The 25,058-nt window shown below is 38.8% G+C and carries 28 protein-coding genes; all 28 read right to left on the bottom strand.

The features are described from left to right. Positions 1-52: 52 nt before the first annotated feature. Complete coding sequence (locus tag LDX50_RS20770) at positions 53-544, bottom strand: hypothetical protein (RefSeq protein ID WP_225698125.1); 492 nt, start codon at positions 542-544, stop codon at positions 53-55. 74 nt (positions 545-618) lie between these two features. Further along, complete coding sequence (locus LDX50_RS20765) at positions 619-1,410, bottom strand: DUF6090 family protein (protein WP_225698124.1); 792 nt, start codon at positions 1,408-1,410, stop codon at positions 619-621. 26 nt (positions 1,411-1,436) lie between these two features. Further along, complete coding sequence (locus LDX50_RS20760; protein WP_225698123.1) at positions 1,437-2,204, bottom strand: DUF6090 family protein; 768 nt, start codon at positions 2,202-2,204, stop codon at positions 1,437-1,439. Positions 2,205-2,235: 31 nt separating this feature from the next. Further along, complete coding sequence (locus tag LDX50_RS20755) at positions 2,236-3,363, bottom strand: TolB-like translocation protein (protein ID WP_225698122.1); 1,128 nt, start codon at positions 3,361-3,363, stop codon at positions 2,236-2,238. Between the two features lie 90 nt (positions 3,364-3,453). After that, on the bottom strand, positions 3,454-4,995 hold the full coding sequence (locus LDX50_RS20750; RefSeq protein WP_225698121.1) for an amidohydrolase family protein: 1,542 nt from the start codon (positions 4,993-4,995) through the stop codon (positions 3,454-3,456). A 115-nt stretch (positions 4,996-5,110) separates the two neighbouring features. Beyond that, complete coding sequence (locus LDX50_RS20745; RefSeq protein ID WP_225698120.1) at positions 5,111-5,593, bottom strand: nuclear transport factor 2 family protein; 483 nt, start codon at positions 5,591-5,593, stop codon at positions 5,111-5,113. A gap of 45 nt (positions 5,594-5,638) precedes the next feature. Next, positions 5,639-5,938: a hypothetical protein gene (locus tag LDX50_RS20740; RefSeq protein WP_225698119.1), complete on the bottom strand. Its 300-nt coding sequence runs from the start codon at positions 5,936-5,938 to the stop codon at positions 5,639-5,641. A gap of 4 nt (positions 5,939-5,942) precedes the next feature. Further along, complete coding sequence (locus LDX50_RS20735) at positions 5,943-6,407, bottom strand: Cif family virulence factor (protein ID WP_225698118.1); 465 nt, start codon at positions 6,405-6,407, stop codon at positions 5,943-5,945. A gap of 216 nt (positions 6,408-6,623) precedes the next feature. Beyond that, positions 6,624-7,376, bottom strand: a complete 753-nt coding sequence (locus tag LDX50_RS20730) for a DUF6090 family protein (protein ID WP_225698117.1) — start codon at positions 7,374-7,376, stop codon at positions 6,624-6,626. A 60-nt stretch (positions 7,377-7,436) separates the two neighbouring features. Beyond that, positions 7,437-8,558, bottom strand: a complete 1,122-nt coding sequence (locus LDX50_RS20725) for a hypothetical protein (protein WP_225698116.1) — start codon at positions 8,556-8,558, stop codon at positions 7,437-7,439. Between the two features lie 205 nt (positions 8,559-8,763). After that, positions 8,764-10,086 carry a serine hydrolase domain-containing protein gene (locus LDX50_RS20720; RefSeq protein ID WP_225698115.1) on the bottom strand — a complete coding sequence of 441 codons (1,323 nt, stop codon included), beginning with the start codon at positions 10,084-10,086 and terminating at the stop codon, positions 8,764-8,766. Between the two features lie 97 nt (positions 10,087-10,183). After that, on the bottom strand, positions 10,184-10,519 hold the full coding sequence (locus LDX50_RS20715; protein ID WP_225698114.1) for a hypothetical protein: 336 nt from the start codon (positions 10,517-10,519) through the stop codon (positions 10,184-10,186). 170 nt (positions 10,520-10,689) lie between these two features. Next, entirely contained in the window at positions 10,690-12,402 is a 1,713-nt protein-coding gene (locus LDX50_RS20710; RefSeq protein ID WP_225698113.1) for an amidohydrolase, read from the bottom strand. Positions 12,403-12,603: 201 nt separating this feature from the next. Next, positions 12,604-12,894, bottom strand: a complete 291-nt coding sequence (locus tag LDX50_RS20705; protein WP_225698112.1) for a type II toxin-antitoxin system RelE/ParE family toxin — start codon at positions 12,892-12,894, stop codon at positions 12,604-12,606. Beyond that, positions 12,887-13,126: a ribbon-helix-helix domain-containing protein gene (locus LDX50_RS20700; protein ID WP_225698111.1), complete on the bottom strand. Its 240-nt coding sequence runs from the start codon at positions 13,124-13,126 to the stop codon at positions 12,887-12,889. The genes LDX50_RS20705 and LDX50_RS20700 overlap by 8 nt, the downstream gene beginning before the upstream one ends. A 714-nt stretch (positions 13,127-13,840) precedes the next feature. Beyond that, complete coding sequence (locus LDX50_RS20695; protein ID WP_225698110.1) at positions 13,841-14,785, bottom strand: TolB-like translocation protein; 945 nt, start codon at positions 14,783-14,785, stop codon at positions 13,841-13,843. A 79-nt stretch (positions 14,786-14,864) separates the two neighbouring features. Next, entirely contained in the window at positions 14,865-15,317 is a 453-nt protein-coding gene (locus LDX50_RS20690; RefSeq protein WP_225698109.1) for a GNAT family N-acetyltransferase, read from the bottom strand. A gap of 101 nt (positions 15,318-15,418) precedes the next feature. Beyond that, entirely contained in the window at positions 15,419-16,762 is a 1,344-nt protein-coding gene (locus tag LDX50_RS20685) for a serine hydrolase domain-containing protein (protein WP_225698108.1), read from the bottom strand. Beyond that, complete coding sequence (locus LDX50_RS20680; protein ID WP_225698107.1) at positions 16,759-17,736, bottom strand: TolB family protein; 978 nt, start codon at positions 17,734-17,736, stop codon at positions 16,759-16,761. The genes LDX50_RS20685 and LDX50_RS20680 overlap by 4 nt, the downstream gene beginning before the upstream one ends. Before the next feature lie 295 nt (positions 17,737-18,031). Next, positions 18,032-18,790, bottom strand: a complete 759-nt coding sequence (locus LDX50_RS20675; RefSeq protein WP_225698106.1) for a DUF2268 domain-containing putative Zn-dependent protease — start codon at positions 18,788-18,790, stop codon at positions 18,032-18,034. Between the two features lie 288 nt (positions 18,791-19,078). Continuing rightward, positions 19,079-19,921: an NmrA family NAD(P)-binding protein gene (locus tag LDX50_RS20670; RefSeq protein WP_225698105.1), complete on the bottom strand. Its 843-nt coding sequence runs from the start codon at positions 19,919-19,921 to the stop codon at positions 19,079-19,081. A gap of 28 nt (positions 19,922-19,949) precedes the next feature. Further along, the gene (locus LDX50_RS20665; RefSeq protein WP_225698104.1) at positions 19,950-20,552 is read right to left on the bottom strand and encodes a carboxymuconolactone decarboxylase family protein; all 603 of its coding nucleotides are present in this window, start codon (positions 20,550-20,552) and stop codon (positions 19,950-19,952) included. Between the two features lie 12 nt (positions 20,553-20,564). After that, complete coding sequence (locus LDX50_RS20660; RefSeq protein ID WP_225698103.1) at positions 20,565-21,074, bottom strand: anthrone oxygenase family protein; 510 nt, start codon at positions 21,072-21,074, stop codon at positions 20,565-20,567. A 2-nt stretch (positions 21,075-21,076) separates the two neighbouring features. Then, complete coding sequence (locus LDX50_RS20655) at positions 21,077-21,430, bottom strand: hypothetical protein (RefSeq protein WP_225698102.1); 354 nt, start codon at positions 21,428-21,430, stop codon at positions 21,077-21,079. A 105-nt stretch (positions 21,431-21,535) separates the two neighbouring features. Further along, on the bottom strand, positions 21,536-22,522 hold the full coding sequence (locus tag LDX50_RS20650; RefSeq protein WP_225698101.1) for an AraC family transcriptional regulator: 987 nt from the start codon (positions 22,520-22,522) through the stop codon (positions 21,536-21,538). A 241-nt stretch (positions 22,523-22,763) separates the two neighbouring features. Continuing rightward, complete coding sequence (locus LDX50_RS20645) at positions 22,764-23,237, bottom strand: hypothetical protein (protein WP_225698100.1); 474 nt, start codon at positions 23,235-23,237, stop codon at positions 22,764-22,766. A 421-nt stretch (positions 23,238-23,658) separates the two neighbouring features. Continuing rightward, positions 23,659-24,132 (bottom strand): hypothetical protein, encoded by a 474-nt coding sequence (locus tag LDX50_RS20640; protein WP_225698099.1) that lies wholly within the window; start codon positions 24,130-24,132, stop codon positions 23,659-23,661. A gap of 201 nt (positions 24,133-24,333) precedes the next feature. Next, positions 24,334-25,011, bottom strand: coding sequence for a hypothetical protein (locus LDX50_RS20635; protein WP_225698098.1), 678 nt, complete (start codon positions 25,009-25,011; stop codon positions 24,334-24,336). Positions 25,012-25,058 lie beyond the last annotated feature (47 nt).

Below are 25,058 nucleotides of genomic sequence, written 5' to 3'. Positions count from 1 at the left end.
TTCAAATGGAGGTGTGAGCATCGGGTCTTGCTTAAACGCCCATAAGAATTATTCATTGAGTATTCACAAATGTATCTTCAAAAGTTATGATCCACTTTCCGTTGATCAGTTGTTCTCCGCGTTCCTGAAAGCCTCCATCCGGAGTATTTCTGAAGAAAAACCTGGTTTTGTCGTCTTTCCACACAATGAGTTGCCCGTCTTTGAATTCTGCGGAATACCTGGCAGCGCCATTTTTAGAGAACCGGTGGTAATAATATTTTTGGTCATTTTCGTCGTAAAGGATTATTGTATGGAGCTGCAAAAACTCGGTATTCAACTCAATTACGAGAATGTTCTTATCAAGGTCATAGGAAATGTATTCATATGCTGAACCTTGTTTCACAAGAACACCATTTTCATAAATCTTAGATGTTCCTACCCATTCCCCAATAAGGTAGTTTAGGTTTTCCATCTTTTCCTGCTTCAGGTTTTGGGAGAAAATTGAATTATTCAGGAAAACCAGAACAATAAAGAAAAAGTATGCAACAACTTTTTGATAGCTCATATTTAAAGGATTAATAATTATTCCACTGTGTCGATCCCAGGCTGATTTTCAGCAGCGGGGGAGAATAACCATTATTAGTCTTTCGATATTTCTCTATTAATCAACGCAACCACTTTTTTATTCAAATCTTTCATTTTCTTATAATCATCAATAATTAAGGAATTGGTAAATACTGATAAGACAAACCCATTTTTAAACACCTTGTCATTTAAGAGTTTTTCTAATTCTTGCTTCGAAAGCTCTATACTCTGGTCAAATTCTCCATTATTGGCATAGAAAATATAGCTTTGAGCTAATGGGTCCAAATCAACAGTATTAAACCAGGGATTATAGAAATATTGCTCTAAGTCATTTCTTAAATGTGATCGGTTTGAGATAATTTCTTTGTGAATTAAATCTAAATTCAGCAAACCGTTCTTGATTGAATCATTTGAAATGATGGTGAGGTTTCCAGAATTTAATAATTCAAGAAAAGTATTGTTGTTTCTCTGAAACTCCTGCCAAATGCCCACGTTAAAAGTATGGAAATTGAACATTTGAATATTCTCTACTGGCTTTCCATTAAAGTGTTCGAGTGCAATTTGAGCAGAGTTCACTATACTTTCTCTAATTCGGGTGTAGCGTTCAAGTTCGCTTTCTTCAAAAATCAGATCACTCCTTAGATTTTTCAAGAACTGTACTTCTTTCGCTCTCTGTTTATTCAATTCGTTATTATTATTGATTTGTAGTGCAATCAGGATTCCAATTACCACGAGGATTATCTCTCCAATAGCGTAAATCAAATACTTGCTGAATTTGCCCGCCTGTCCGGATGGCGTGTTTTCATAAAGTAGCTTTTGTCGGATTTTTCTAAAGAATTTTATCATTCAATTTATCAATTGCGTGTGGTTCGTTATTTCTTCTCAAGCCGGTCGATTTCCGTACTTAAATCATTCAACAGCCCGTTCATTTTCAATTTGGTTTCTTCAATTGGTTTATAGATAAGCCATCCCAGAAGGTTCTTCTGATTTCGTAAAAAATACAGGTATTCCTGATCAGTTTTTAAACTTTCAAAATCCAGAGGAATCATTTCTCCCTGACTGTATGTTAAATCTTTATAATTTCCACCCCAAAAATTATTAAACCGGGTGTTAAATATATTTTTGCTAGCATCGAAAAGGAAGTCTCTGTATACTATTTCAAAGTTTACTATCCATTCATCATCATCTTCATATAATTGAACGATCCTTTTTCTTAAATCCGTATTTGAAATAAAGTCAACCCCCAGCGATTTTAAGGATTCAAAAACGTTATTGTCCAGATCTGAATCTCCATAAAACCTGGTTGAAATATAGAAATGCCGACTTAGAGAGTCAGAGTAGGGCAAATTTTGTTGGAAATGATGGAAAATTATATCAATTGACCGTGATGCGGCTTCATAAAACTTTATGCTTTGGTCAAACTGAGCTATATCATCCTGGAATTGAATTTCGAACGACTTCAATATCTGTATTTCCTTTTTTTCCTTCAGTCTGTTTTGATTCCAATTATTAATGGACAGTGCGATTAAAATTCCGATCACAACAAGTACTATTTCTCCGGTGGCATATTTTAAATACCTGCCTACTTTAGATTCAGGCCTCCCTTCCGGAGAGGCAGGCTCTTCATTTTTATTTTCCATAAACATATTTTGGCGGATTCGCCTGAAAAAGTTATTCATCATACGTTTTAAAATCCTCCAGGTGCTTGGCGGCTTCTTCCAGATCCATAATCAGAAAACCAAAGCCAACGCCGGGTTCTGTATTATCTTTTCCTATCTGAAAACACATAAATTTACCATCGTCTGAAATTACTCCCTGATTGGCTTTGTACCCTTTATAGTCGGTGAAATGAGTTAATCTTTGCATTTCCCCCGAACCATCTAATTTCAATTTATACAGATCAAGCAGGGGCCAGGCAGTTTTATCGGATGGTCCGTGTTCGACCAGCGTGTGTAAACCATCAGGGAATATTCCTTCAGGCTCATCGTAGCAGCAGGGAGAATTGGTGATCGTTCTGTATTCCCCGGTTTCGCTGTCTACCATGTAGACATCCGTATTATTTCCATTGTTAATGGTGTATACCGCAAATGTTACTTTTATGTCTTCCGGCGGTACAAGACTTTGCGTTTCAAGGCTTGCATGACCCAGTGAAAAGGGTAACTGTTTCGAATCAAAAATCGTCCTTTGGTTCGATAACCTGGGTATCCCGTCCTCATAAATAATTTCAGCCATTAATAACTTCGCCCTGTTTTTCCCCAGCTCAGGCAATTGGCGATCCCGATGGGTCCAGGCGATTCTCATCCTGTTCCTGGAAACAGCAGGCCCTTCAGCGCAGAGGGTATTTAGCGGAACCGGAGGTTTTGTGCCACTTTTATCCATGACATACAACCAGGTAAGGTCGCGGGCTTTGTCCCTTTCCTGGGTGTCGGTAGGGTCAAAGAGTTCTTTCGGACCGGAGAGCAGAATATCTCCATTGGATAAATACATGGCCCTTGTAAATCCGTAATGATTGAAGTGCCTTGTTTTCGGACTGATGATTCCGGTGGCTAATTCCAGTTCATATACTTCGCCCATGGGTTTGTCCAGAAATAGAATGAACCGGCCATCATGGGACCAATCCGGACGTTCTCCAAAACCGCTGGCAAGTTTGATATAGGGCGGTAAATTATCTGCCGGACTTCCATTAATTAAGTCAGCGTCTGTTTTTTCAAGGCTTTGTCCGAATGCACCTACGGACTGTAGTACTATGCACCAAAGGAGTATTTGTCGGGAAAGAGTAGTTTTTATTATGGCTGACATATGGTCGAATTTTAAAAGTGGTGCGGATTAAGTTCGTCTGAAATTATACAATTACTCGTAGTTGTGGTTGTGCGTAGTTATTTGCATACGTTACTTTGACAGATAGCTATCTATACTAATTTTTCTGCTTTGATTATTAGCATATCGTACCGATTCTAACATTTCATCCAGTTGATTTCTGTCCAAATACTTCCCCCCGACAATCACTGCATATATATTTCGAGTGTTTCTAATATCCTGTAGTGGATTGTCATTTAGTATCACAAGGTCAGCTGCTTTTCCACCCTGTATAACTCCGGTATTGCTTCCGATCCAGTCGGCGGCCATCTTAGTTGCCGCATCCAGGACATATTTATTATCGATTCCAATATCACTGAGATGTTGTAATTCATCATGAATTGAAAATCCCGGTACAATGCCTGCATTACCTGCGTCAGTGCCTGCAGTTATAGTAACCCCATTGCGAACAAGGGCAAGAGTCATAATATTAACTGCTTCGATGTAGGTACTCCAATAGATTTCAGCATTCTTAACTCCTTCCGGGTCGGTATTAAAAGCGACTTCATATCGGTTGCTTCCTGGTAACCATCCTGGATTGAATACAGAACCTTCTAAAATGCCCGGGTTTACATATTCAATTTCGATGGATTTAAGGTATGTTATTAAATCCAAATCTTGTTGTTTCGCTCTTGGGTAAACATTTACAGTAGTGGATATTGTAATGTTTTTATCTTTAATCCTTCTGGCGATGCTATCTGCATTATTTTTCAAAAAGGAAAGGTAGGCTTCTGTATTATCATAGAATATTTTAGAACGACCACCAAATTCGCGTTCCACAGCCTTGGCAATTTCTTCCACATGCGCAACCTGAGATTGATTTGAGCGAAATAAATCCTCAAGTCCGACCGCTGGTGTGAGGTGGCCAGTCATTGGAATGTTGTACTTTTTAGATGCTTCTGAAACGGCATAGTAATTTTCTTTATCCAAACTATAGGCCTTGAGCCCATCGTAGCCTAATGACTTAAACTCAGCAACCTTTTTCTTAGTTTTGGCGGTATCATTGAACAAAGGGATTGGACCAAGTAAACCATATACTTTACTCCGAAAATCGTTTGCAGTATTCATTGGTCCTGCGGCTACATACATCCGGGGCATTAATCCTCCTCTTTTTGCTTCTTCTCTCCATTCAAGATAAAGCCCTCGCCAGGAACTCATAGTGGCAACTTGCGTTACTCCATTAGCCAGGAAAAGTAAAAGATCATTTTTACTTCTGTATGGATGAATATGTGTGTCAATTAAACCAGGAATTAAGAACTTTCCTTCTCCGTCAATAATCGTGTAGTTATGTGGGATATTATTGTCTTCACCTACATATTCAATAAGTTCATTGTTTATTAGAATAGTTTGATTTGGAAGTATAGAATCCTGGTCAGCCGCAAGAACATTAATATTTTTTATTGCCAGTTTGCCAAATTGAGTTTTAAATTGGGAAGCATCAACGATTGATGTGTTCGCACCAGAAAGTTGGTTTTCTTCCGACCTAATATACCACCATGCCAATGCGATTAAGGTTAAAAGCAAGATAAGGCTAATGCCAAAAAACCATTTTAAATATGATTTAAATTTTTTCATGTTTAAATACTATCTAGTCTTCAATTGAACAGAATGTATTGGTGTTAGTGAAGCAGGAGGTTAGCATTAATGATACTCAGGGTGGCAAGATGTTTTTATTAATGGAAACCAGGTGCTATTCAATCTTTTCCGGTTTATAAACATCACGGAAAATTCTCCATGTATCGCTCTCTTTTTTCCATACGAAAAGTGAATTTCCTTTACTCACAAGCGTTCCATTCATATGATAAAATTCAACATAGGCATCCTCAACAATAATGTTTTGGTTTCCCCAGATGTTGATTATTTTGAACCTTATGTCAGTAATACTATCCCGCACTAATTCGTGAACCTCTTTAATGAGATTATCCCTACCAGCATAGGCGCCAATTATTTTTGAATCAACCGTATAAATATCTCCAACGGCAATTGAGTCTCCAGCTTTCAGCGCATCTTCAAAATCCTTATTTCGTTTTTTAATAATTGCCGTAGCTTCAGCAACATCAAATTGGGTTTTACTATCATCCGGAATAGAATTAATTTCAGATTTGTCAGCATTCTTTTGACACGATACAGTAAAGACAATTAACAGGATAGAAATTATTTTTATTAGTTTCATATGTGGTTGTTTCTCGTTGCTCACAACGTTTTGATAAAATGAGTTTTAAATCAATTTCATCTTTTGTTGGTGGTTAAGCTCCATATCGATATTCCGGATTACTTTTTCTATACTTTCAAGTCTCGTGGTCAGCCAAATTTTTCTATCTCTAATGACCACCAACGACAAGAATAAACACCAAAATCCACGAGTACCTTTAATATCCTCTATTCCCTGAAACATTGAGTCTTGGGTTGCTTTTGTATTTGCTTTCATCTGTGCGCCGACAAAAACTAATGAAATGATAATGGCAAGTGCAGATGTAATTTCAGCTATTAATGCATATTCCTTTGGAATTTCTTTCATAGTATTATTTCTTCTCTAATCCCGAATGCCAGGTGTCCATACATATTTTCCAATCTCCGTTCTCTTGCTTCCTCCAGGTAGCAACATACACTCCGCGGTTATAAGAACTGTCATTTGTAGCCCTATCTATAAAATATTCAACGTAACCTCCGATTGTGATTACCTGATCTTGACTTATTATCAATTCGGGTTCATCAAAACTCTCTAATGCCAATTTTTTGACTTTTAAATAGTCATTCCAATTGGTTTTTTGTTCCTCAACACCTCTTTGAAAATTCCCGGAAGGAGTAACTCGTAAAAAGTCATTCTCAAAAAATCTAAAAAATTCATCTGTACCCTCGCCATAGGAATTATACATGTCATTGTAAGTAGTTAATACCTGATTCTTTATATCATTTTCACTTACTTTCTTTTCAGAACAACTGAATGCAATTAAGATTCCTGAAATGAATATTGTTAATTTTTTCATAAGGAATATTTTAAATTTTTATCCGGTCATAAACAACCATTGTAAAATGTGTTTACAACCGTTTATGCCTGTCTGAATATATAAATAACCCCTTAACTTTCCCGTGATAAGGGGATTATTTAGCAGGGGGAATTCAACCTAATCCTCCCGGCACTGTCAACGACAACTCTGTAAAATAACAATTCCTGATCGGAGGACCTCCTGAAAAAACATTTCTTATTGAGCAGCATAGGGCTCGAGTTTTGGTAAAATAGAATGGATGTTTTCCAGGTTTGTTTCTAATTCATTTTGAGCGTTGTCATATAACACCTTATATGCCGCCATGAGTACCGCTACGCGTGGGGTAAAATCACGTTCATCTACATTTTCCCAGGTGTTATTGTAGATATAACTGTTTTTGTAATTAGGGTCATACAACCGTCCAATGATGTTGTATTTTTTTACAAATTCGTCAAGGTGATTTCGGTACTGGTCCAGGGTGTTTTCATTTCTGTATTTATATTCATCCAGCGTGGTGTAATAGTCAGATAATTGTTCCTTGATATCAATGGGCAGGAGGTCAAACGTGCTGGTGGATTTTAAGTTAGAAAATGTATTTGTATTGTACACTGGCGATGAGTACCATCGAACCGGAAACTCGTTCTTCATTATGTTGATAAGTGAATCAAGCGTAACCTCTGTTGCATAAGAACGCTTTATCAGCGCTACTATAGTGCGATATCTTAAATCAACTATTGGTTTCGCATTGTGTATAAGAACACTATCTGCGACAAGATCTTTATAGATGGATTGCATCGCGGTATTAAGCTGCATAGATTGTTTTCGTTGTTCATTCCAGTTGTTAATCTGTAGCGCAATCAGGATTCCAATTACAACAAGAATAATTTCTCCGACAGAATATTTCAAATACGTCCAGGTTTTTCCTTCTGAAAGCAAATTATGTCTGATTTTTCTGAAGAATTTTAGCATTTTTTTAAGATTGCTTAGAATTAAGCACAATGGTTTTGCTGAACTGCGCTTTAATGCTTTTTAGTTATTGTTTGGTAAAGAGTTTATATAATCCTGTAAATATTGATGTAATCCTTTTTCAGGATTATTGAGCAGATCTTTTTTAAACTCAATTTTCAGTTCATCTAACAGGCGCATTATATTAAAGCCAATCGTGTAGTGATAGTCGGTTGGGCCGGCATATACTAAGTAATTAAAAGCACTATTTTCCAAATCAATTTCTTCAAATTCCGAAAAAGATTTAAACTTTGGATCGTTTAGGATCGTAGGAGCATCAGAATTGTTAAAGTAGCTTTTAAGGTTAAACATGCTTTGATACTCAATGTACCTGGCTGATCCTTCCTGGATGATATAATAGTTTTCTACCTGTTCAAGATGTGGATGTTCTGAACCGTATTTGATAATCCGCTTTTCTCTCTGGCCCAGGTATGAAGTAATTAGAGAGTCGCGCAAATCTTTATTGCCCTCTGAAATGGCTTTCATTAGAATTTTGTTTTCATTTTGAATCATGGGAAGGAACTGCTCGTCTTCCTGGCAAAGGGCTACCAAATTTCTGGAATCAAAAGGCAAAACCCCAATTACGGATTCAGCGTACTTCACTAAATTTTCATTGTTGTATTGAAAGTGGTGAAACATTTCATGAATAACCATGGTCGACCACATTTCTGTGCTTTCTACAGAAGGAATGTATTTACCAATTTCTTCAACAGAAGAATATTGTTCCACAGGATTTTTAAAGAAGAACTCTGTAGAATCTTCTTCGTTGAAACTGATCATTACTTCCATGTGATAAGGAATGCTGTCAGTCCTTCCTGAGAGCCAATAATTATCACTATGTTTTTTGATGTCCTGTAACTTTTTAATCATATAGGAATCTGGAAAGAAAACTTCCGACCATTCTGAATCGAAGTAAATAAGAGTTCCTTCATTGTATTTTGTGCCAAAGTCTGGCCAGGTATTTTCAGCTACAGATTTTTTCAGTTTAAGAACAAAAGAAATTCTTCGTGTCGATAAACTATCGGGCAAATCAAAATAACTCTCTGATTTATTGCTTTCAATACCCGTCTGAGAATCATTTTTTTGATCCTGGCATGCTGTTGTGAGAGAGCAAACACAAGCTATTAGTAAAAGTTTTATTTTCATAGTGGTCTGTTTTGCCTGACTTTCCGTAAGAATCAAGCTTAAGTCCTTAGCTAGTAATTTTCCGCCTAATAATCCGTGAAGTATACCAAGTCCGGCATAAATCCAAAGTTGATAAATTGTATATGATGCAATAGATTCCAATACTCTTTCAGGCCCAAATTCAAACGATTCTACGATTCCAATAATTATTGACGCTGCGCCTCCGTCATCTTGTTGCCGCCACTTTCATCGCCAGGTCGATGAACCGTTTGTCCTTTGCCACCAGGTACGCCGTCCCTGGCACGTTCCCCGCCGCGGCGGAGCCAGTGCCGGCGCTCGTCGAGTGCATCGATCCCACGTTACTGACCACGGCCACCACCACGTCTGTGCCCTCGACCCAGTAGAACGATCCAGTGAACCCCAGCACGTCGCCGTCATGCCCGATGACCGCGAGATCGCCCGGATACGCGCTGCGAAATAGGCCGTGCCCCACCTGTTCCCCATCGCCCGCCGGAGACCACTCGGTCATGAACTTCATGCTCGCAGGCTTGAGCAGTCGGCCATCGCGCAGCGCTGCGGCGTAGCGCGCGAGGTCCCGCGCTGTCGCCACCATCCCACCGGCCGTCCACTCCACCGAGAGATTTGAGCTGCTGGCGTCAATCAAGCCCGGGCGAACCTCGGGGAAGGCGGCGTTCACTCCGGCGTCCTCTTGGAAGGTCGGAGTCGCCCAGTGATACCGGTGCGCCAGCTGCCCTGGGGGAATGGGCTCGAAGCCTTCAAGATGGATGTCCTTCAAGCCGAGTGGCGTGAGGATCCGCCGATGGATCTCGTCCACCGCCTGATTACCGGTCACCTTCTCGATGACCATGCCGAGCAGTGTGAAATTCGTGTTCGCGTAGCTGAACTTCTCACCTGGCGGGGCCAGCGCCGCTTGCCCTTTGATGTAAGGGAGCGTCGCCGTCTTGTCCCAGATGCGGGCCGGCTCGAGCCGGTCGCCCCGACCCTCGTGGATCCAGGCGGGGTCGTCCTCCCAGCTGCGCACTCCTCCAGTGTGGTTAAGTAGCTGCGCTAGTGTGGCTTTCTCCGCATTGGGTATTCCATCCACCGCCGCCCCCAGCAGACTCGCCGCTGTGGCGTTGAGATCCAGTCGCCCTTCCTCCGTCAGCTGCAAAATCACGACGGCCACGAAAGTCTTGGTAATGCTGCCGATGCCGAAGAGCATCTCGGGGCGTACGGGCGCGCCCGTCTGCAGGTCCGCTTTACCGGCAACCCCCGTCCAGAGGACGCTGTCACCCGTTGCTACGGCGGCAGAGATTCCGGGAATGCCAGAGGCGACGGCCTCGTCCAGGAGCGCTTTAAGCTCAGACGCGGCGCCGCGTTGGTCAGGCGAGCGCTCGGCCGTCCCCACAGTGCACGCCGAAACGACGACCAGGCTTGCGAGTGTGAGCGCCCACTTCATCAGCATGATTGCTCCCGGTGGATTCTGGTCCTGACACTTCAAGACCGCTATGCCGCCTTGGTCTAATAATCGAGGTTTCTTCTCTGTCATATTATTTCAATACTTTTGCTTCTCCAAAATCTTACCGACGGTCTAGGCTATGAGTAGTTGCGAAGCAATTCCTTATAGCCATTGTTGGCAACAGAGTTTATTTTAAAATCAGTTCTTCTTTCAACGTAAAATGTTGAGCAGTTTTATCATATCTCGATAGTACATGTTTAGCATTGTCTGGTATATAAGCTTGCTCATAGTCTTCTCCAGCAAACACTTTAACGGAATCCAGTGAATCAAATTGAAGAACAAGAAAAAACTCCATTTCATCATTCTTTACCATTGTGGAAATACTGACTTTTTCCAACCCTTCAACACCCCTTTTTTTTACTGTTGGAAATACCTCATTAATGAGCATATCTTCATAAATAGGTGCATTTTTTAATGTTGTCCAACCTTTCCAAGTTCGGATAATTTTATTCTTTTTATTCATTTCAATTTAATTGTTGCACAACGATCTCGGCTATGAGTAGTTGCGTGGTTTAGTGGTTAACTTTGCAAGCCTGCCTGCCTGCCGGCAGGTACACACCAAGTTGGAAATTCCTGTGGAATTTCCAAAGTAGGCGAGAACAAGCAATTACTTATAGCCATTGTTGGCAATAGTTATTTCTTAAAAATTGTAGTTCCTTCTTTAATGGTTTCTAAAACTTTGATTTCTTTTATTTTCATCGGGGCTACTTTCAAGGGGTTACTATCTAGAATGACCAAATCTGCCAGTTTACCTTTTTCTAATGTCCCTTTTTTATCCTCTTCAAAGTACTGATAAGCGGCACTACTGGTGATTGCTTGCAGGGCTTGATAGGGTGAAATTCTTTCATCCGCACCAATAATTTCACCATTTCTAGATATTCTGTTTACAGCAGTCCAAACGACCATCATTTGGTCTATAGGTGCCACATTGAAATCGGTATGATTTGTAGGTTTTAATCCTTTTGCAATAGCTGTTTTCATAGGGCTTATAAAGGATGCTTGCTCTAAACCTCTATTTTTAATATGTGCATCGGCAAAAAAGAAAGTATGTTCGGTGTAAAGTGAAGGTATCATTTTGTATTCTACATATTTGTCTAGTTGGTCTAGGCGTACAAATTGAGAATGTATAATGGTAGTTCTACGTTCTTTTGTTGGATTTCCATTACTAGCATATTCATGAGCTTTTATACACATATCTATAGCTCCATCGCCGTTTGCATGAAACGTACATTGTAAGCCTTTATCGTATACCTTTTTGAGCATCTGGTTTACTTCCTCTTGTGTGAAAGTTGATTCGCCCATCCAGTTTTTTTCTCCACTTGGTCCCCCAGTCAAATAAGGTGTTGTAAATAATGCCGTTCTTCCTTGCGGTGAGCCATCAATGGTAATTTTTATGCCACCAAGTTTAAAATGGTTGTTGTATTTACCAAAATCTTCAGGGCTATACAGTTTAAAAATAGTGTCATATTCTGTAATAAAAGGATAGGATACTACATCTATAAATAAAGAATTATTATCTGCGGCTTTTTGTATAATTCCAACATCCCCTATATGCGAAGCTCCTTCTTGTGCAGTAGTAATACCTGCAGCTGCATATATCATCTGACCATCTTTTACTTGTTGCGATAATTGTTCATCTGTTGGTTTGGGCAAGTTTGCGAAAACGGGTAAAAATGCGGTTTCCATTATTAGACCATAGGGTTCATTTGTTCCTGGCTTTCTTACAATAATTCCACCAGGTGGCGTTTCAGTTTTAGCAGTAATACCAAACTGCTCCATTGCCTTTGAATTCAAGACAGCACCATGTAACGATACGTGCATGACCATTATGGGGTTATTTGGAAAAGCGTTGTCCAAATCGTCACGATTTAATAGATGTCCATCAGGCATTGCGTTATCATCATATCCATACCCCATAATCAATTGCCCATCAGGAATGCTTTTTTGGGTTTTCAGGTCTTTTAATGATTTAATAATGCCAGCTACATCATCAGCTTCACCAACCGGTGAAGGTGAGCAGTTGGCTTGACTACTCATCCCCAAAGAGTTTATAAAATGGCTATGAGGGTCAATAAAACCTGGCATTAAAGTTTTTCCATTTAAGTTTATCATTTGATATCCTTCGCCTGCAGCTACCATTGCATCAGCAGATGAGCCCACAAATTCAATCTTACCATCTTTAATCACTAGGGCTTCTGCGTATTCTGGCAAATCACCTTGCATAGTTATAATGTCCCCTCCACTGTACACAACAGCAGTATTAATAAGTGCCTCTTTTTGATCTTGCTTACAAGATATTAGGATGATGATTCCGAAAATAATGGTTAGTGTTTTTAATGTTTTCATAAGATTAATTATAATTATTGCCAACGTACTTGGCTATGATTTGGCGCATTTCATTCTAAGCCCAGCTTGCGCCGCGGTTCATAAATGCGCCAGCATTTAGCGTCGCAAGCGTCGCTGATCATAGCAGATTACAGATATTAATGTCGTGATAAAATCCCTTGCGGTCAAGGCGCTGAATTATAGCCGTTGTTGGCAAGCGTTTTATTTTAATATTTGGTTGACGTCCTGTCGGCCAATGATTGAAATAATCTCTACAGTATCATTATTTATGCGATAGTAAATACTGTCCACTCCACATACAAATCGGCGGTATCCCATTTTAATGTGGTCAACTGATTCGAAATGATACGGATTTAAAGCTATTCGATCAAAACACTCAAAAAAGGCATGGAAATATTTGTCAGCTTGCCTTACACCAAATTTCTGAATCCCGTACTGATGTATTCTGATCAAATCTTCCCTGGCATCATTACTTAACTTGTAGTTAGCCATTCAGCCGACTTTTCGAGTCTTTCAATATCTCAGATTCGGAATCGTTGGTGAATCCTGACTTTTCAGCTTTTTCGAGTTTTAGCCTAATCCAGTCGACCTGCCGTTGCTGCTGTCTTGCTTGTCTGATTAAGTCATTGATCAGTTCACTCTTGCTCGTATATTCTTTGCTGTCAATTTGACTTTTAAGCCATTTATCATTGGGCTCGGTGAAAGAGATGCTCTGTCTTGGCATAATTTTTTTGATGTAAATATACACCATAATCGCATCATTTCATAAGTCGGCAGATGCTTGCCAACGGTTTGGCTATTCGTAGTGCGGGATTTCATGGCACTTCTCTTTCCGGTTACCAATATGTTTGCTAATGTTCTCTAAATATAAATTTAGCACTAAACCCCGGCTTACGTATAGCTATTGTTAGCGATTAATAATACCCCTACTTATGAACTCTTTTAGGCATCCTGTTTTTTCAAGACAGTCCATAGCAAAACTGACATTACCATCGTAAGCAGTGCAAAAAGTTGCTCTGTAGCTGATTTTGCTAGCACATTTCCAACCGTATTTAGGATTAACAGCACCAGAAATGCCCAAAGAGAGAAGTTTACAACTTTCGAAGTAAGAAGCGGTCGTATAAATGATCCTTTTATCATTAGAACTACTGTCAAATAAATGGAGACTATTATCGAAATGCACTCAAGCATATACATTTCACTATCACTACCTAATCTTCCTCCCCATATTATGTCTTGTGGTATGATCTTTAGGAGTACACTTATGTGAAATAGGGTAAGAGGAATTAAGATCGAAAGTAGAAATCGAATAGCTAATTTTGGCTTCATAATATGCCTGTAACTCATTTTTTATTATCAACGCCTGATCATAGATATAGCTTCATACCCTCATCTTTTCATAAAGGCGCACTCTTTATTTTTTCTTTTGATTCAAACTTTAATTGCATTTTTTAAAAATCTCAGTAGAATTGACCCAGTATACATTGCCTTTCATAACACCTGTCCATCCGCTATTTGATGGATAGCTATATCTTTTGGAAAAGAAAAAATATTTATTGTCGGGTGACATATAAGGACAATAATAAACCCAGTTTTCATCTATAGTTTCACCAAGGTTAAAAACAGTAGGTCTCTGCCACTTGCCATTTTTTTTGAATGAAACTGCAAAGCCCCTTTCATCAGTATAGGTATTAGCCGTGATAAGGAAACTTTCATCTGGTGAAACATAAGTACCTCTTTCTCCTTTTTCAGAATTTACTTCTGCGCCAATATTTACTGGTGTATCAAACTTTCCATTTCCTAAGTATTGCGCACGATAAATATCTCTTCCTCCAAAACCACCAGGTCTATCAGATGTAAAGTATAAACTACCGTCTGAAACCACAACAGGGTATGATTCTGCATATTCCTGAGTTGATATAGGCTGTTCAACCTTAGTAGCTAATTGCCATTTCCCATCAACTTTTTGACTTTTATAAATATCAGGTTTAGATTTTTTCAACCGGTCCTCTGGACTTATCCCCAGAAAATACATTGTATTTCCATCTTGGCTGATGGAAGGATCAATGGCAACTGACTCTTTCTCGTGATCAGCAAACATTTGTAAAGGTTTTGGTGAACTCCAATGACCATCAATGAACTCAGAATGATGGATAACAAATTTCTTATTGATGATTCTTGTGAAAAATACTTCTGTAAAAGAAGTGTTAAACACTGTATTAATTTCAATACTGTCGGTGTTAACAATTGATGATGCAAATACTTTGGGAGTAGATGCAGGAGGTGCTTGATCTAAATACGATTGATTAGAATTAGTTTGCTTACAGCCAAGCAACATTAAATGAAGTCCAATTACGAGCAATAGGAAATGTTTTTTATTCATTTGGTGTTAAATTTGTTCTGAGGGATTACTGCAGGTTAAAAAGTAAGTATTGTTAATGTGAGCATACCATTCACATGCTCTATAGATGCATTTTCATTCCTTCGTGTGTGGTCTTAAATCCAAGAGATTCATAAAAACGTATGGCATCAGGTCGCTTTTTGTCTGTTGTTAGCTGTATCACATGGGCACCATTTTCTTTGGCTGTGAAAATAGCCCATTTCAACATCTTAGTACCCAGCCCAGTTCCTCTATAATTTTTATGGATACGTACTGCCTCCATCTGGGCTCGAATTCCGCCCTGATAAGTCAGATACTGTATGAATGAAAGCTGCATGGCACCAATGATCTCACCCTGCTCGTTCTCAACCACTATGAGTTTCTGATTGGAATCCCTATCAATCTTATGGAAAGCCTCAATGTATGAAGAGGGTAGTGGTAGCTGGTAATCTTCCCGGATGCTTCCGAGCTTGTCATCAGCTAGCATTGCTACAATTAGTGGTAAATCAATCTCTTTTGCTTTTCTGATCATCATTTGAGCTCTATTATTGAAGTCTGTTTTATAAATAATACTATTTCGATGTGGATAAATTCCGTAGCCCAAAGAGCATAGTGCATGTGCCGTATTTTAGGTGGTTATTCTTTTTTGTAGACACCCCTATAATCACCTTGGTCAAAAATCAATTGGTTCCCATCATCCGAAAAAGTAAACGAGATTGATTCTGCATAAAGTTGTTCTAAAACAAACCTATTATTGCCCCAATAAACTAATGGTGCTTTGAATTCATTTTTTATGAAATTGACTAAAACATTGTTGTCTTGAATGAAAACACATTGATCTTCAGGGTCATTTTCAGAAATATAAACTCCTACAAACTGTGCAACTTCTTCTTCAGAAATGGTGACTTCCTGTTTTCCCAAATAGGCTTTCAAGATTTCAGAATATACTTCCTCAATAGGCATGGATGATGCATTTGAGCTTATAGTTAAGGCTACATCAAGATCCATAAAGTAAATGCTATTGGCTGTAAAACCATCGATATTTCCACCATGCCCATACCCAGACTGATCATGTATATGGTATCTGAAAATACCCATACCATGATTGCGAATAATAGTGGTCATTTTCTCTATCGATGCTGAAGAAATTAATTGACCATTCATCAAACTTCTAAAAAAGATGTTTAGATCTGAAGGAGTTGAAAGTAGTGAGCCACTACCCTTAGCGATGGATAAATGAGTTTCAGGGAATAATTTCCATTCTCCATTTTCTGAAGTGTATGAGAAGCTTTCGTTATGATCTGAATGAGTGGTTTTACCCACATAGGTATCTTGAAGCCCAAGCGGTTTGATGATGTTTTTTTCTAATAAGTTTTCGTAGCGATCGTCATAAATGAGCTCAAGCAGTTGTGCAAGTAAAAAGTAATTGGAGTTACTGTACTCGGTATTTTCACCTGGCTCAAAATTTCTATCAAGACTGCTTATCACATTCATTAAATCTTTTGTAGATTGATTTTGAGTGCGATTATCCCAAAAATACTGGTCTTTAGTATAACTCATAATTCCACTTTGATGGTGCAATAAGTGAGCTATAGTGATTTTGTATCCATCTAATAATGTCGGAAAGAAACTATCAATTGTTTGATCAAGTTGAATTTTGCCATCTTCAATTGCTTTAAAGATAAGGACAGCAGTAAAGACTTTTGTAATAGAGGCTATTCTGTATTTTGTGTTTTTATTCGCTTTTATCTCACCTTCAAGGTCGCTGTAACCTATCGCATTGGAATAGACAACTTCACCATTCTTTGAGAGAGATACACTTCCCATGAATACCTGATCCTTTGCAAGATTCGTCAAAAAACTGTCTATTTCAACCGCGTAGTTATTTATTGATTGCGTTTCTGCTTTCTGAGGCTTGTCGTTTTCTTTGCAAGAAAACACCAGAGCAAGTGTTACCAGAATTAATATTTTGTTATTCATTTTTTTGAATTGTTTTTACTTTGAAACTCTAATTGTGCTTTTATAGGCTGGAATTCTATCCAATAAATATTTCCCTTGTTTTCATCACCTCTATGGAAAAACAGGTACTTCTGATCGGGAGAAACACTCGGGCACATTTCAGTTAGAGGGGTATTTACTTGAGGTCCCATATTCAATGCTTTCGTCCAGTGACCCTTTCGGTTGAAACTGATGTATAAGTCACTGCCACCTTGACCTGAGTCACGTTTTGCATCGTAGATGAGGTAGCTTTCATCAGGTGCTATATAAGAATGGGCTATATATTTGCCCTCAAAGTTGATGGCACTTCCCATTCTTTCAATTGGCTGATACTTTCCTTCTTGATTGATAGACTGATAGATTACCCAGTCTTCAGGTTTGTCGCCTTTTTCTCCGGTAGTGAAGAAGAGATTTCCCTTTTCTGAAGAAGTTAAGTACATGATTACTGACTTATCAATGAATGGGCTTTCTAATGGAACCGGATTACTCCATCCGTTTAGACTCCTCACACTATACCATTGGTGCAGTCCATTAGATGTAGAGGAATCTGGCAGAGGTCGGGTACTTCCAAAAAAGAGTCGCGTTCCCTGAGGGTTGATTTGTGGCTCAAAGTCCCATCCAGATTTAGCCTTAAAAAACACAGGTTTCGGATCTGTCCAATGACCTTCCACCAGTTGCATCGTCATAATCTCATTGTTCGAGTCAGGCTGCCTTCTGGTCCAAAATACTTCGTCCATTGCTGGTGTGAAAGTGATCGCAAACTCAAAGGCATCTGTTGAGATTTTTCCTTCACCAAAAACTACTGCCTCATCATAGGCAGGTGACTGACTAAGCGAAATTAATCTCGACTTTTTTGTAATATGATTAGAACACCAAATAACAATCAATCCGACTGTTAAGAATATAGTAGTTCGAGTAGACAGTCTCGTATTTTTAAGCAGGTTTGTAGATCTCATTTTATTTCAAAAATCAAGTTTATAAGGCTGCTATAAGAACCTATTTGAGGTTATGTACTTTTATGCGGAATGGTTTTAAACCCAGATAAAACAGCATCCCCAGCAAGGTTCCACAATATTGATTGGTTTGATATTCATTTACTTGGCAAACATCATTTAGATTCAATTCCTGTTTCAACTAACTACTGAGCACTATAAGTGCTACATTGAATTAGCCAAGGAGCTTGGTGATAGCAGAGCATTGGTGACAATGATTTTAGGTGGAGTTATTTTTTTGTGAATTATTTTATTCATGTTAATAACCAGCCAATTCAAAAATCTCAGTCGGACTTAATTCACTCAAGGCTAATATACTTTTGCTTGATTTCTCCATTGCTTTTCTGATTATATAATTGCCTGTTCTATAGCCAATGTAGCTTCTACCATCAGGGTGTATTCCCGATACCCATGTCATATAATCGGCTTCTTTTGGCAGTTGTAGGATTTCATCTACCCAAGCATCGGTAACATCGGCATGAGAGTTCACCACTTCTGACTCTCCCGTATATTCTTCAGCAAAAACTACCGCCAATCCTTCATTTATTGCTGCGATATCTATACTCTGGTCAAATTCATTTTGCTCAATAGACCAGCCTCGTTGAACATGATGTAATTCGTGCCATAGCAAGCTCTTTAAACCATCTTGCCCAGCTTTAACTACCCCTCCAGGATATTGACTTGAAAGATCAACTTGAATTAACGCGTTCATCTTATGCCTTAAAGTCATCCCCGAGACACCTTTGACTATATCCAGATTGTGATCTACTATATTAACTTTATACATAATGGTATCTGGAAGCTTTGTTAATACCATACTCACCTGATTTGTATGTTGAGTTAGTGCTTTTTCTATCACACTTTTCTCTTCTAGTGTTAGTGTTGTATCTGAGGTATATGTAAAAAGAACCGTTTTAACTTCTAGTAATTTTTCTGAGCTATTTGGGTTTAATTGAACATCTATTCCAATAACTAAAAATGAAATAATAATTGATGTTATAGCCGTGAATGTGTTCATTAAGTGCCTTAGATTCATGATATTGAGTTTATGGGTGTAGTTTTTCGTTCGAATTAAAATTGTACGTTTTAATTAATTTATAGCTATCACTCAACTCTTGATAATCGGATAATTGAGTAGTTGAAATGACTAAATACTCTACTTTTCGACCGACATTCTGGAACGCCCCAAAAAGACCAGGCCAACGATTAAGATCATTGCGTCTCTATAGAGTCGGCCTGTTTCTTTAATACATTCCATCGATTTATTACCCCAATTAGCTATGACTATGTCCGTGTGTAGTTGATGTTAGATGCTTTCTGATACGGCTTGATTCCAAACACCCGTATCTAAGGTCTTTTGCACATATTCTTCAAAAGAAGTGGCTCTGCGGCCTAGCACTCTTTTGACATCATTAGACACTGCCTGATTGTCAGGGTTTCCAAGCACCTCTTTAAATAGATAGCCAAAGAGCCATACATAAGAATCCGGAAGGCCTGCAGCTTTCATTCCTGCTTTGAACTCTTCGATAGAGATAGGGATGTATTGGATGTTTCTTCCAATGGCTTGCTCCATTATTTTTACTATCTGGCCAAAGGTTAGTTTTTTGGGGCCGGTCACGGTGATGGTTTCACCATTGTAGGAATCGTCTACCAGCACCTTCGTCACTACTTCAGCGATATCGTCTGCATCTACAAATGGAATCTCTGCCTCTGGCATAGGTAGCGCTACTTGTCCCGCCAAGACGAAATCAAGAAAAGCTCCTTCGCTAAAATTCTGGTTAAACCATGATGCCCTTACCAGAGTATAGTTAAGCCCCGAATTCGCCACGATTTCTTCACAGGCTTCTGCTACCGTTTCTCCCTTTCCAGATAGCAGCACAACTTTTTCTACACCTTCTTTCAAAGCTGCCTCGGTTAATGCTGTGATGGCTTCTTTGGCGCCCGGAACTGCCAGATCAGGATAATAAACGATGTAGGCACGATCCATTCCTTTAAGGGCAGGCGCAAAAGTGGAGTAGTCTTCCCAATCAAATGCAGGAGTGCCTTTCCTTGACCCTACGGTTACATGGTGGCCTAATTCAGAGAGGCCTTTTACTACTCGGTGACCAGTCTTACCGGTTCCTCCGATTACTAAGATATTGTCTTTCATTTTTATTATTTTGAGTTTAAATCTTTGCTCAAAGCTGCTTCTCTAATTCATGCAGCTTTTTGAGTTTGCTTTTTTTGATGGTGTTCTTAATAAGTCCTATGAACCAAGGGACACCATAGCCATTCTTTGCGAGGTGCTGCCCTCCAAATTGGTAAATTGCGTGGTTGCCTTTGATACCGTGTCCGTCTAGCAATCGGTTGTAGAAATTGAATAGACAGCCGACTAGAATGGCTTCATGCAGCGCATCTTCTGACCAGCCTGCTGCTATTACTTTTTCCACATCGGCTTTGGTGAGTTTGCTTGCGGTCAGGGTTAATTTTTTCAGGTAATGAAAGACCGGCTTTAGTGATTCGTTAATAGGTGCTGAATCGACATCTTCAATCAGCTGTTCTATTACCTGAGGACTGATACCGAATTGCTCAGCTACGGCTTTATGAGAGCCGTGGCAAAATGCACAAGCATTGAGCCCTGAAACATAAGCAGCCATTATTTCGCGCTCTGCTTCGGTAAAAGAGGATTTACCTCTCATGATTTCCTGTGACGCTTTATCCATAGGGCCGAGCCTTGGACGATCATTGAAGGTGATATCTGTTATATCGGAGTTTTCGTTGAGATAACTAAAAAAGGCCATTTGATTTGTGATTTAAGGATTATATTCTTTTACATGAACAAAGAGCGCTACTACCGACAGAAGGAATGAGACTACTGCAAATACTGTCCGAATTAGATGAAGCTTGTTCCAGTTGGTTTCGTAGAACTGTCTGAATTGTGCTATCTGTGAGGCGTTCATTTCTGCAATTTTGAGAACATCTAATTGATCATTGAGTGGTACATTGCCAAGCCCTGTCACTAGTATCGTTCCTGCCATATAGGATATAGCAGAGGAGAGCATAAGTCCGAACACGACTTTGTTAGAATGAAACTCATAAATACTGGCAATGCTTAGCAAAATCACACTGCCAAAGAATACAGTAAAGAATGCTGGGTTGAGAATTGCCCTGTTGATAGACTGCATAGTTTCTAGGTAGGGTTGATTCCCTATTAGCTTAGTTCCTGGAATTACCGAAACCGACCAGGCGAATAACAAGCCTGCTGAAAGGCCAGTCAGGATTACTGCTCCCAACAAGACCATTGCTTTTAGTGAATTTTCCATATTTATAGTATGTTTTCAGTGAACAGCCATTTTTTCAGCTTGATGAATTCTTCATTGGTCAATTGGATCTCGTTTCCTTTAGGCATTCTCCGTTCGATAAAGACCATCTGATAGATTTTTTTTGCCCTTCTGGATATGTTCTTTTCATTAAAGACCATGAAAGGGTTCTGTTTGCGATGGCAGACATTACATTTCGTATCAAGAATCTTAAATGCTTCTTTTTTTAGCTTTTCGTCCTTTAAAGGTAGCTCGCCATGATTCTTATGGATATCTGTTTGGGTATTAAAAGCGCTAATCACAATCAGCGCTGCTGTTATTACTCCTAGCCATGATGTTTTAATGAATCTTGCTTTCATTTTAATCGTAATTGATTACGAGTGTAAAATTGAAAGTAAGGGAGGGGGTATGCTTGACATTTTGAGCCAAAGCTTTGATACTTTACGCCAAAATGGAGGTGTGAATTAGTTTTTCCGAAATTCGACAGGAGAAAGGCCCTTCCATCGCTTGAATGCACGGTTAAAAGCACTTTGCTCTGAAAAACCAGTTTCGAATGCAATTTCAGCTATACTTCTCGATGATTTTTTCAGCAGATTTGTAGCAACGCTTTCCTGAATCTTTTTAATTAGATCGCGGTAAGAGACTCCAGCTTCAGTTAATCTTCGTGTCAACGTACGATTGCTCATGCCCATATGTTCGGCAATGTGATGAATGCTAGGGATGCCGCTAGGGAGTGCGTCTGTTATCAGCTTCTCTACATCAAAAACCAGTTTATTACCCGCAACCTCAAGTTTATTGGTTTCTTCTTCGACTCGCTCAACGAGAAAACGATTGATACTTGCATCTGCCTTAGCTGTACGGGTTTCCAGGTCAGAAGTCTTGTAAGTAATTGCGTAATGCTGTTGATTAAAAAGTATTGTGCATTTGAATGCTTCTTCATAAGTGCTGAGATCGCTGGGAGGGTTATGCTTAAAAGAAACCTCAATGGGCGAAATATTCGTTTCTGTCATGTCTCTTAATACAACCACAGCAGCAGAAAGGGTAGCTTCATTAGAAAGCTCTAAACCTCTTCGATGTGGCTCGCGTAGTAAGTAAATAGTTGAAATATTTGATTTTTTATCAACTTTAAAAACGTAAGTATTGGAGAGTAATTTGAAATAGCGCTCACTTCTATCGAAAATCTCACCTGCCCAGGAACAGGTCCGCCATGAGAGCCCCAGAACACCATAATCTTCAATTTTCATTTGTTGGCCTACTCTAACCGAGAAACCAGGCCCTAGCCTTTCATCGATCATCTCATGGAGTTTAAAAAACTCATCAGCTGGTACAGCTTGAATGTTGTCAATATCAGACATCGGTGTTGGAAGTTTAATGAAATCATTTCTGGTCATGCCTTCAGCGATAGCATGATTAATCACTTTACGATATAGATTGATTGAAATGTATTTCACCTTTTTAGTTACTATGCAAAATATCTAATGAAGTTGACTTTTTCATTATCGCTAACGTTTTACATATGGCTTGTGGCGCCTGCCTGCCCGCAAGGCAGGGTTTCGAAGCACTTTCCTGCCTGCCCTTCCGTAGCTCTGTGGAGGCGGGTCCACAGAATCCAAAGCTGGCTAAGAATCCAGAACCTTGCTGACAGCCGTTCTCTCGCCATAAGTTATATGCTTTGTTGGCAACTGCCTTTATTTATGTCATTAAAAATATCAGATCCGCAACCAACAAGACCTGAAGTACAAAAACTAATATGCCAATATTCTTTTTATATAGATAAGCCACTAAAATCGAAATAATTGTCAGCAATGGAAGTACAAGTCCTGATAAGATTCTTAAAGAATAAAAAGAATTGTTTTCAGATGAAAGCAATCTATACCAATTTACTTCTTTAAATATTCGAGAAACCGAGTATTCGATTTTTTCATGATCCTGAACTAATTGTGCAAAATTTTCTGCAACCGAAAATTGATGCTCACTCGTGATTACTTTATATGAATAGTGATAGTTTCTGGCCGCATTGAAATATTGCTGTCGTTCTCTTTTAACATCTATGATTTCATCGTTTACCACTCTTCCCGGTAAAATAAAATCAAATAAGATTACCAAAGCAGCCAAAACGAATGTTGTATATAAAGATAAACGCAATTTATGTTGATGGTCATTCATTTTTTAACTTGGATAAGAAATGAAAAACTCGCTTTGACGCATTCTTCTGTGTTGCCATATCTCCATCTTCTGTGCCACCAAAACCAAAATCATAACTTTTTCCATCAATCATCATTTTCCGTGTCTAATTGATGAAGGATTGCTGGAGTTACCTGAAATTAAATGACCAGCATCGTACTTGGCTATGATTAGGCGCTCTTCATTCTATGCCTGGCTTACGCCGCGATTCAGAAATGCGTTTGCATTTTAGCGGTGGAAACATCGCTGATCATAGCAGATTACAGATATTAATGTCGTGATAAAATCCTTTGCAGTCAAGGCGCTGAATTATAGCTGTTGTTGTAGGTCGTTCACTTCAACTGTACTGCTATGTTCGCCGAGTCGTATCTGTTAATCAGTCAATTAATAAAAAGTCCGACTTCTATTTATTTCCAATCAACTGCGTGATTCTATAGCCTTTGCCATTTTTTTGAATGATATAAGTTGCTCTTCGTTCTTTAATTCCCATGATTTCACCTGTTGTCAGGTACCTGGTGTAGTTTAGGGTAATAGTAATTTTACTATCTGAATGGTCCTCAAATCTCTCCCATTTATTTCTTTTTGAATAACCATAACCTTGGTTTCTCAATGATTTAAATGTTTCGACTAAAAAGTTTTCAAGATTTGCGGAAGCATTGAATACTGTCGTAGAATCCCCATCTATAATAGAAAAAGGAACATCATAAACATTGTCCATAATATATTTCACATCACCTCTCGACCATGCCTGGACATAACCATCAATAAATCTTTCAATCTTTTTAGGAACAACTATTTCTACAGATTCACTTGCTTGAGCAAATAAAGAATGGGATAACATTGAGATCAAGAGTGATAATAAATGTATTTTTTTCATAAGACAAATTTCAACGGTCAATCTTAAATTGTCATAACGTTATTTTCCATACAGGATAAATTTGGCGAATGGCCTACGGATTGGGCTATGCCCAGGGACCGTTTTTAGGGTTGAATACTGTTAATAAACGAAAAAGTAAACAAGGAGAAAAATGGCGAACCGGGGCAGGAGTGTGGGACTTGGGTATAGCCATTGTTGGCATTAGTTTTTAATATTTCGGTCATAGAAGCTTGTGAACTTTTCAATCAAACCATCCAGGTTTTCTCTATCAAATTCTCCAAATCCTAAAGTCATGATATGTCCACTAACATATTTAGAAAATATTGAATTGAAGTATTCTATGTATGTGTGTGCATGTCCGTAATCTTTTAATTCACTATTAATCATTCTCGACCAATGAGGTTCATCTTTACTTTGATATGTTAAGTATGGAAATACAAACGGGACGTATTTCGCGTAGTGTGGATTTCTTTCAGGGTCGAGATCATTATTTGGCCATACCCTATAATTATCCTTTAAGTTTAATTCTTCGGATTTAATCACAGTTGCCGATTTATCGCGAGCAATTTCTCCTATGAATTTTCCATTGTCATGAAAGGCTACTTTAAACCAAGCTAAATCCCAAGCAGTTGCTCCTTTATGGTTTACTAAATTGTAAGGATGAAATATAGAGTCTATGGCTACAAACCCTTTATTTCCAGCTGTATTTTGAACAATTTCTTTGACCGCATTTGTGTCAGAAATAGTTTGTTGTGGATTTCCATTTATAAATCCATAGATATAATTATGGTCCCAATTTGAAGGAGTTTCAAAAGCCTTTTTATGTTTATTCTCCTCTATTGTTGGTTCTGACTTTTTCTTTTTAAATATATTAAACATTCCTCAACGTTCTGCTTTTCGTAATTAATGCCAACTAGTTATATGCG

Source organism: Fulvivirga sedimenti (assembly GCF_020328055.1).
This window is presented reverse-complemented; position numbering and strand designations above follow the sequence as displayed.

Excerpts from the sequence above, each read along its gene's own strand:
- LDX50_RS20770 (WP_225698125.1), bottom strand. The coding sequence starts at position 544 with ATGAGCTATCAAAAAGTTGTTGCATACTTTTTCTTTATTGTTCTGGTT.
- LDX50_RS20765 (WP_225698124.1), bottom strand. The coding sequence starts at position 1,410 with ATGATAAAATTCTTTAGAAAAATCCGACAAAAGCTACTTTATGAAAAC.
- LDX50_RS20760 (WP_225698123.1), bottom strand. The coding sequence starts at position 2,204 with ATGGAAAATAAAAATGAAGAGCCTGCCTCTCCGGAAGGGAGGCCTGAA.
- LDX50_RS20755 (WP_225698122.1), bottom strand. The coding sequence starts at position 3,363 with ATGTCAGCCATAATAAAAACTACTCTTTCCCGACAAATACTCCTTTGG.
- LDX50_RS20750 (WP_225698121.1), bottom strand. The coding sequence starts at position 4,995 with ATGAAAAAATTTAAATCATATTTAAAATGGTTTTTTGGCATTAGCCTT.
- LDX50_RS20745 (WP_225698120.1), bottom strand. The coding sequence starts at position 5,593 with ATGAAACTAATAAAAATAATTTCTATCCTGTTAATTGTCTTTACTGTA.
- LDX50_RS20740 (WP_225698119.1), bottom strand. The coding sequence starts at position 5,938 with ATGAAAGAAATTCCAAAGGAATATGCATTAATAGCTGAAATTACATCT.
- LDX50_RS20735 (WP_225698118.1), bottom strand. The coding sequence starts at position 6,407 with ATGAAAAAATTAACAATATTCATTTCAGGAATCTTAATTGCATTCAGT.
- LDX50_RS20730 (WP_225698117.1), bottom strand. The coding sequence starts at position 7,376 with ATGCTAAAATTCTTCAGAAAAATCAGACATAATTTGCTTTCAGAAGGA.
- LDX50_RS20725 (WP_225698116.1), bottom strand. The coding sequence starts at position 8,558 with ATGAAAATAAAACTTTTACTAATAGCTTGTGTTTGCTCTCTCACAACA.
- LDX50_RS20720 (WP_225698115.1), bottom strand. The coding sequence starts at position 10,086 with ATGACAGAGAAGAAACCTCGATTATTAGACCAAGGCGGCATAGCGGTC.
- LDX50_RS20715 (WP_225698114.1), bottom strand. The coding sequence starts at position 10,519 with ATGAATAAAAAGAATAAAATTATCCGAACTTGGAAAGGTTGGACAACA.
- LDX50_RS20710 (WP_225698113.1), bottom strand. The coding sequence starts at position 12,402 with ATGAAAACATTAAAAACACTAACCATTATTTTCGGAATCATCATCCTA.
- LDX50_RS20705 (WP_225698112.1), bottom strand. The coding sequence starts at position 12,894 with ATGGCTAACTACAAGTTAAGTAATGATGCCAGGGAAGATTTGATCAGA.
- LDX50_RS20700 (WP_225698111.1), bottom strand. The coding sequence starts at position 13,126 with ATGCCAAGACAGAGCATCTCTTTCACCGAGCCCAATGATAAATGGCTT.
- LDX50_RS20695 (WP_225698110.1), bottom strand. The coding sequence starts at position 14,785 with ATGAATAAAAAACATTTCCTATTGCTCGTAATTGGACTTCATTTAATG.
- LDX50_RS20690 (WP_225698109.1), bottom strand. The coding sequence starts at position 15,317 with ATGATGATCAGAAAAGCAAAAGAGATTGATTTACCACTAATTGTAGCA.
- LDX50_RS20685 (WP_225698108.1), bottom strand. The coding sequence starts at position 16,762 with ATGAATAACAAAATATTAATTCTGGTAACACTTGCTCTGGTGTTTTCT.
- LDX50_RS20680 (WP_225698107.1), bottom strand. The coding sequence starts at position 17,736 with ATGAGATCTACAAACCTGCTTAAAAATACGAGACTGTCTACTCGAACT.
- LDX50_RS20675 (WP_225698106.1), bottom strand. The coding sequence starts at position 18,790 with ATGAACACATTCACGGCTATAACATCAATTATTATTTCATTTTTAGTT.
- LDX50_RS20670 (WP_225698105.1), bottom strand. The coding sequence starts at position 19,921 with ATGAAAGACAATATCTTAGTAATCGGAGGAACCGGTAAGACTGGTCAC.
- LDX50_RS20665 (WP_225698104.1), bottom strand. The coding sequence starts at position 20,552 with ATGGCCTTTTTTAGTTATCTCAACGAAAACTCCGATATAACAGATATC.
- LDX50_RS20660 (WP_225698103.1), bottom strand. The coding sequence starts at position 21,074 with ATGGAAAATTCACTAAAAGCAATGGTCTTGTTGGGAGCAGTAATCCTG.
- LDX50_RS20655 (WP_225698102.1), bottom strand. The coding sequence starts at position 21,430 with ATGAAAGCAAGATTCATTAAAACATCATGGCTAGGAGTAATAACAGCA.
- LDX50_RS20645 (WP_225698100.1), bottom strand. The coding sequence starts at position 23,237 with ATGAATGACCATCAACATAAATTGCGTTTATCTTTATATACAACATTC.
- LDX50_RS20640 (WP_225698099.1), bottom strand. The coding sequence starts at position 24,132 with ATGAAAAAAATACATTTATTATCACTCTTGATCTCAATGTTATCCCAT.
- LDX50_RS20635 (WP_225698098.1), bottom strand. The coding sequence starts at position 25,011 with ATGTTTAATATATTTAAAAAGAAAAAGTCAGAACCAACAATAGAGGAG.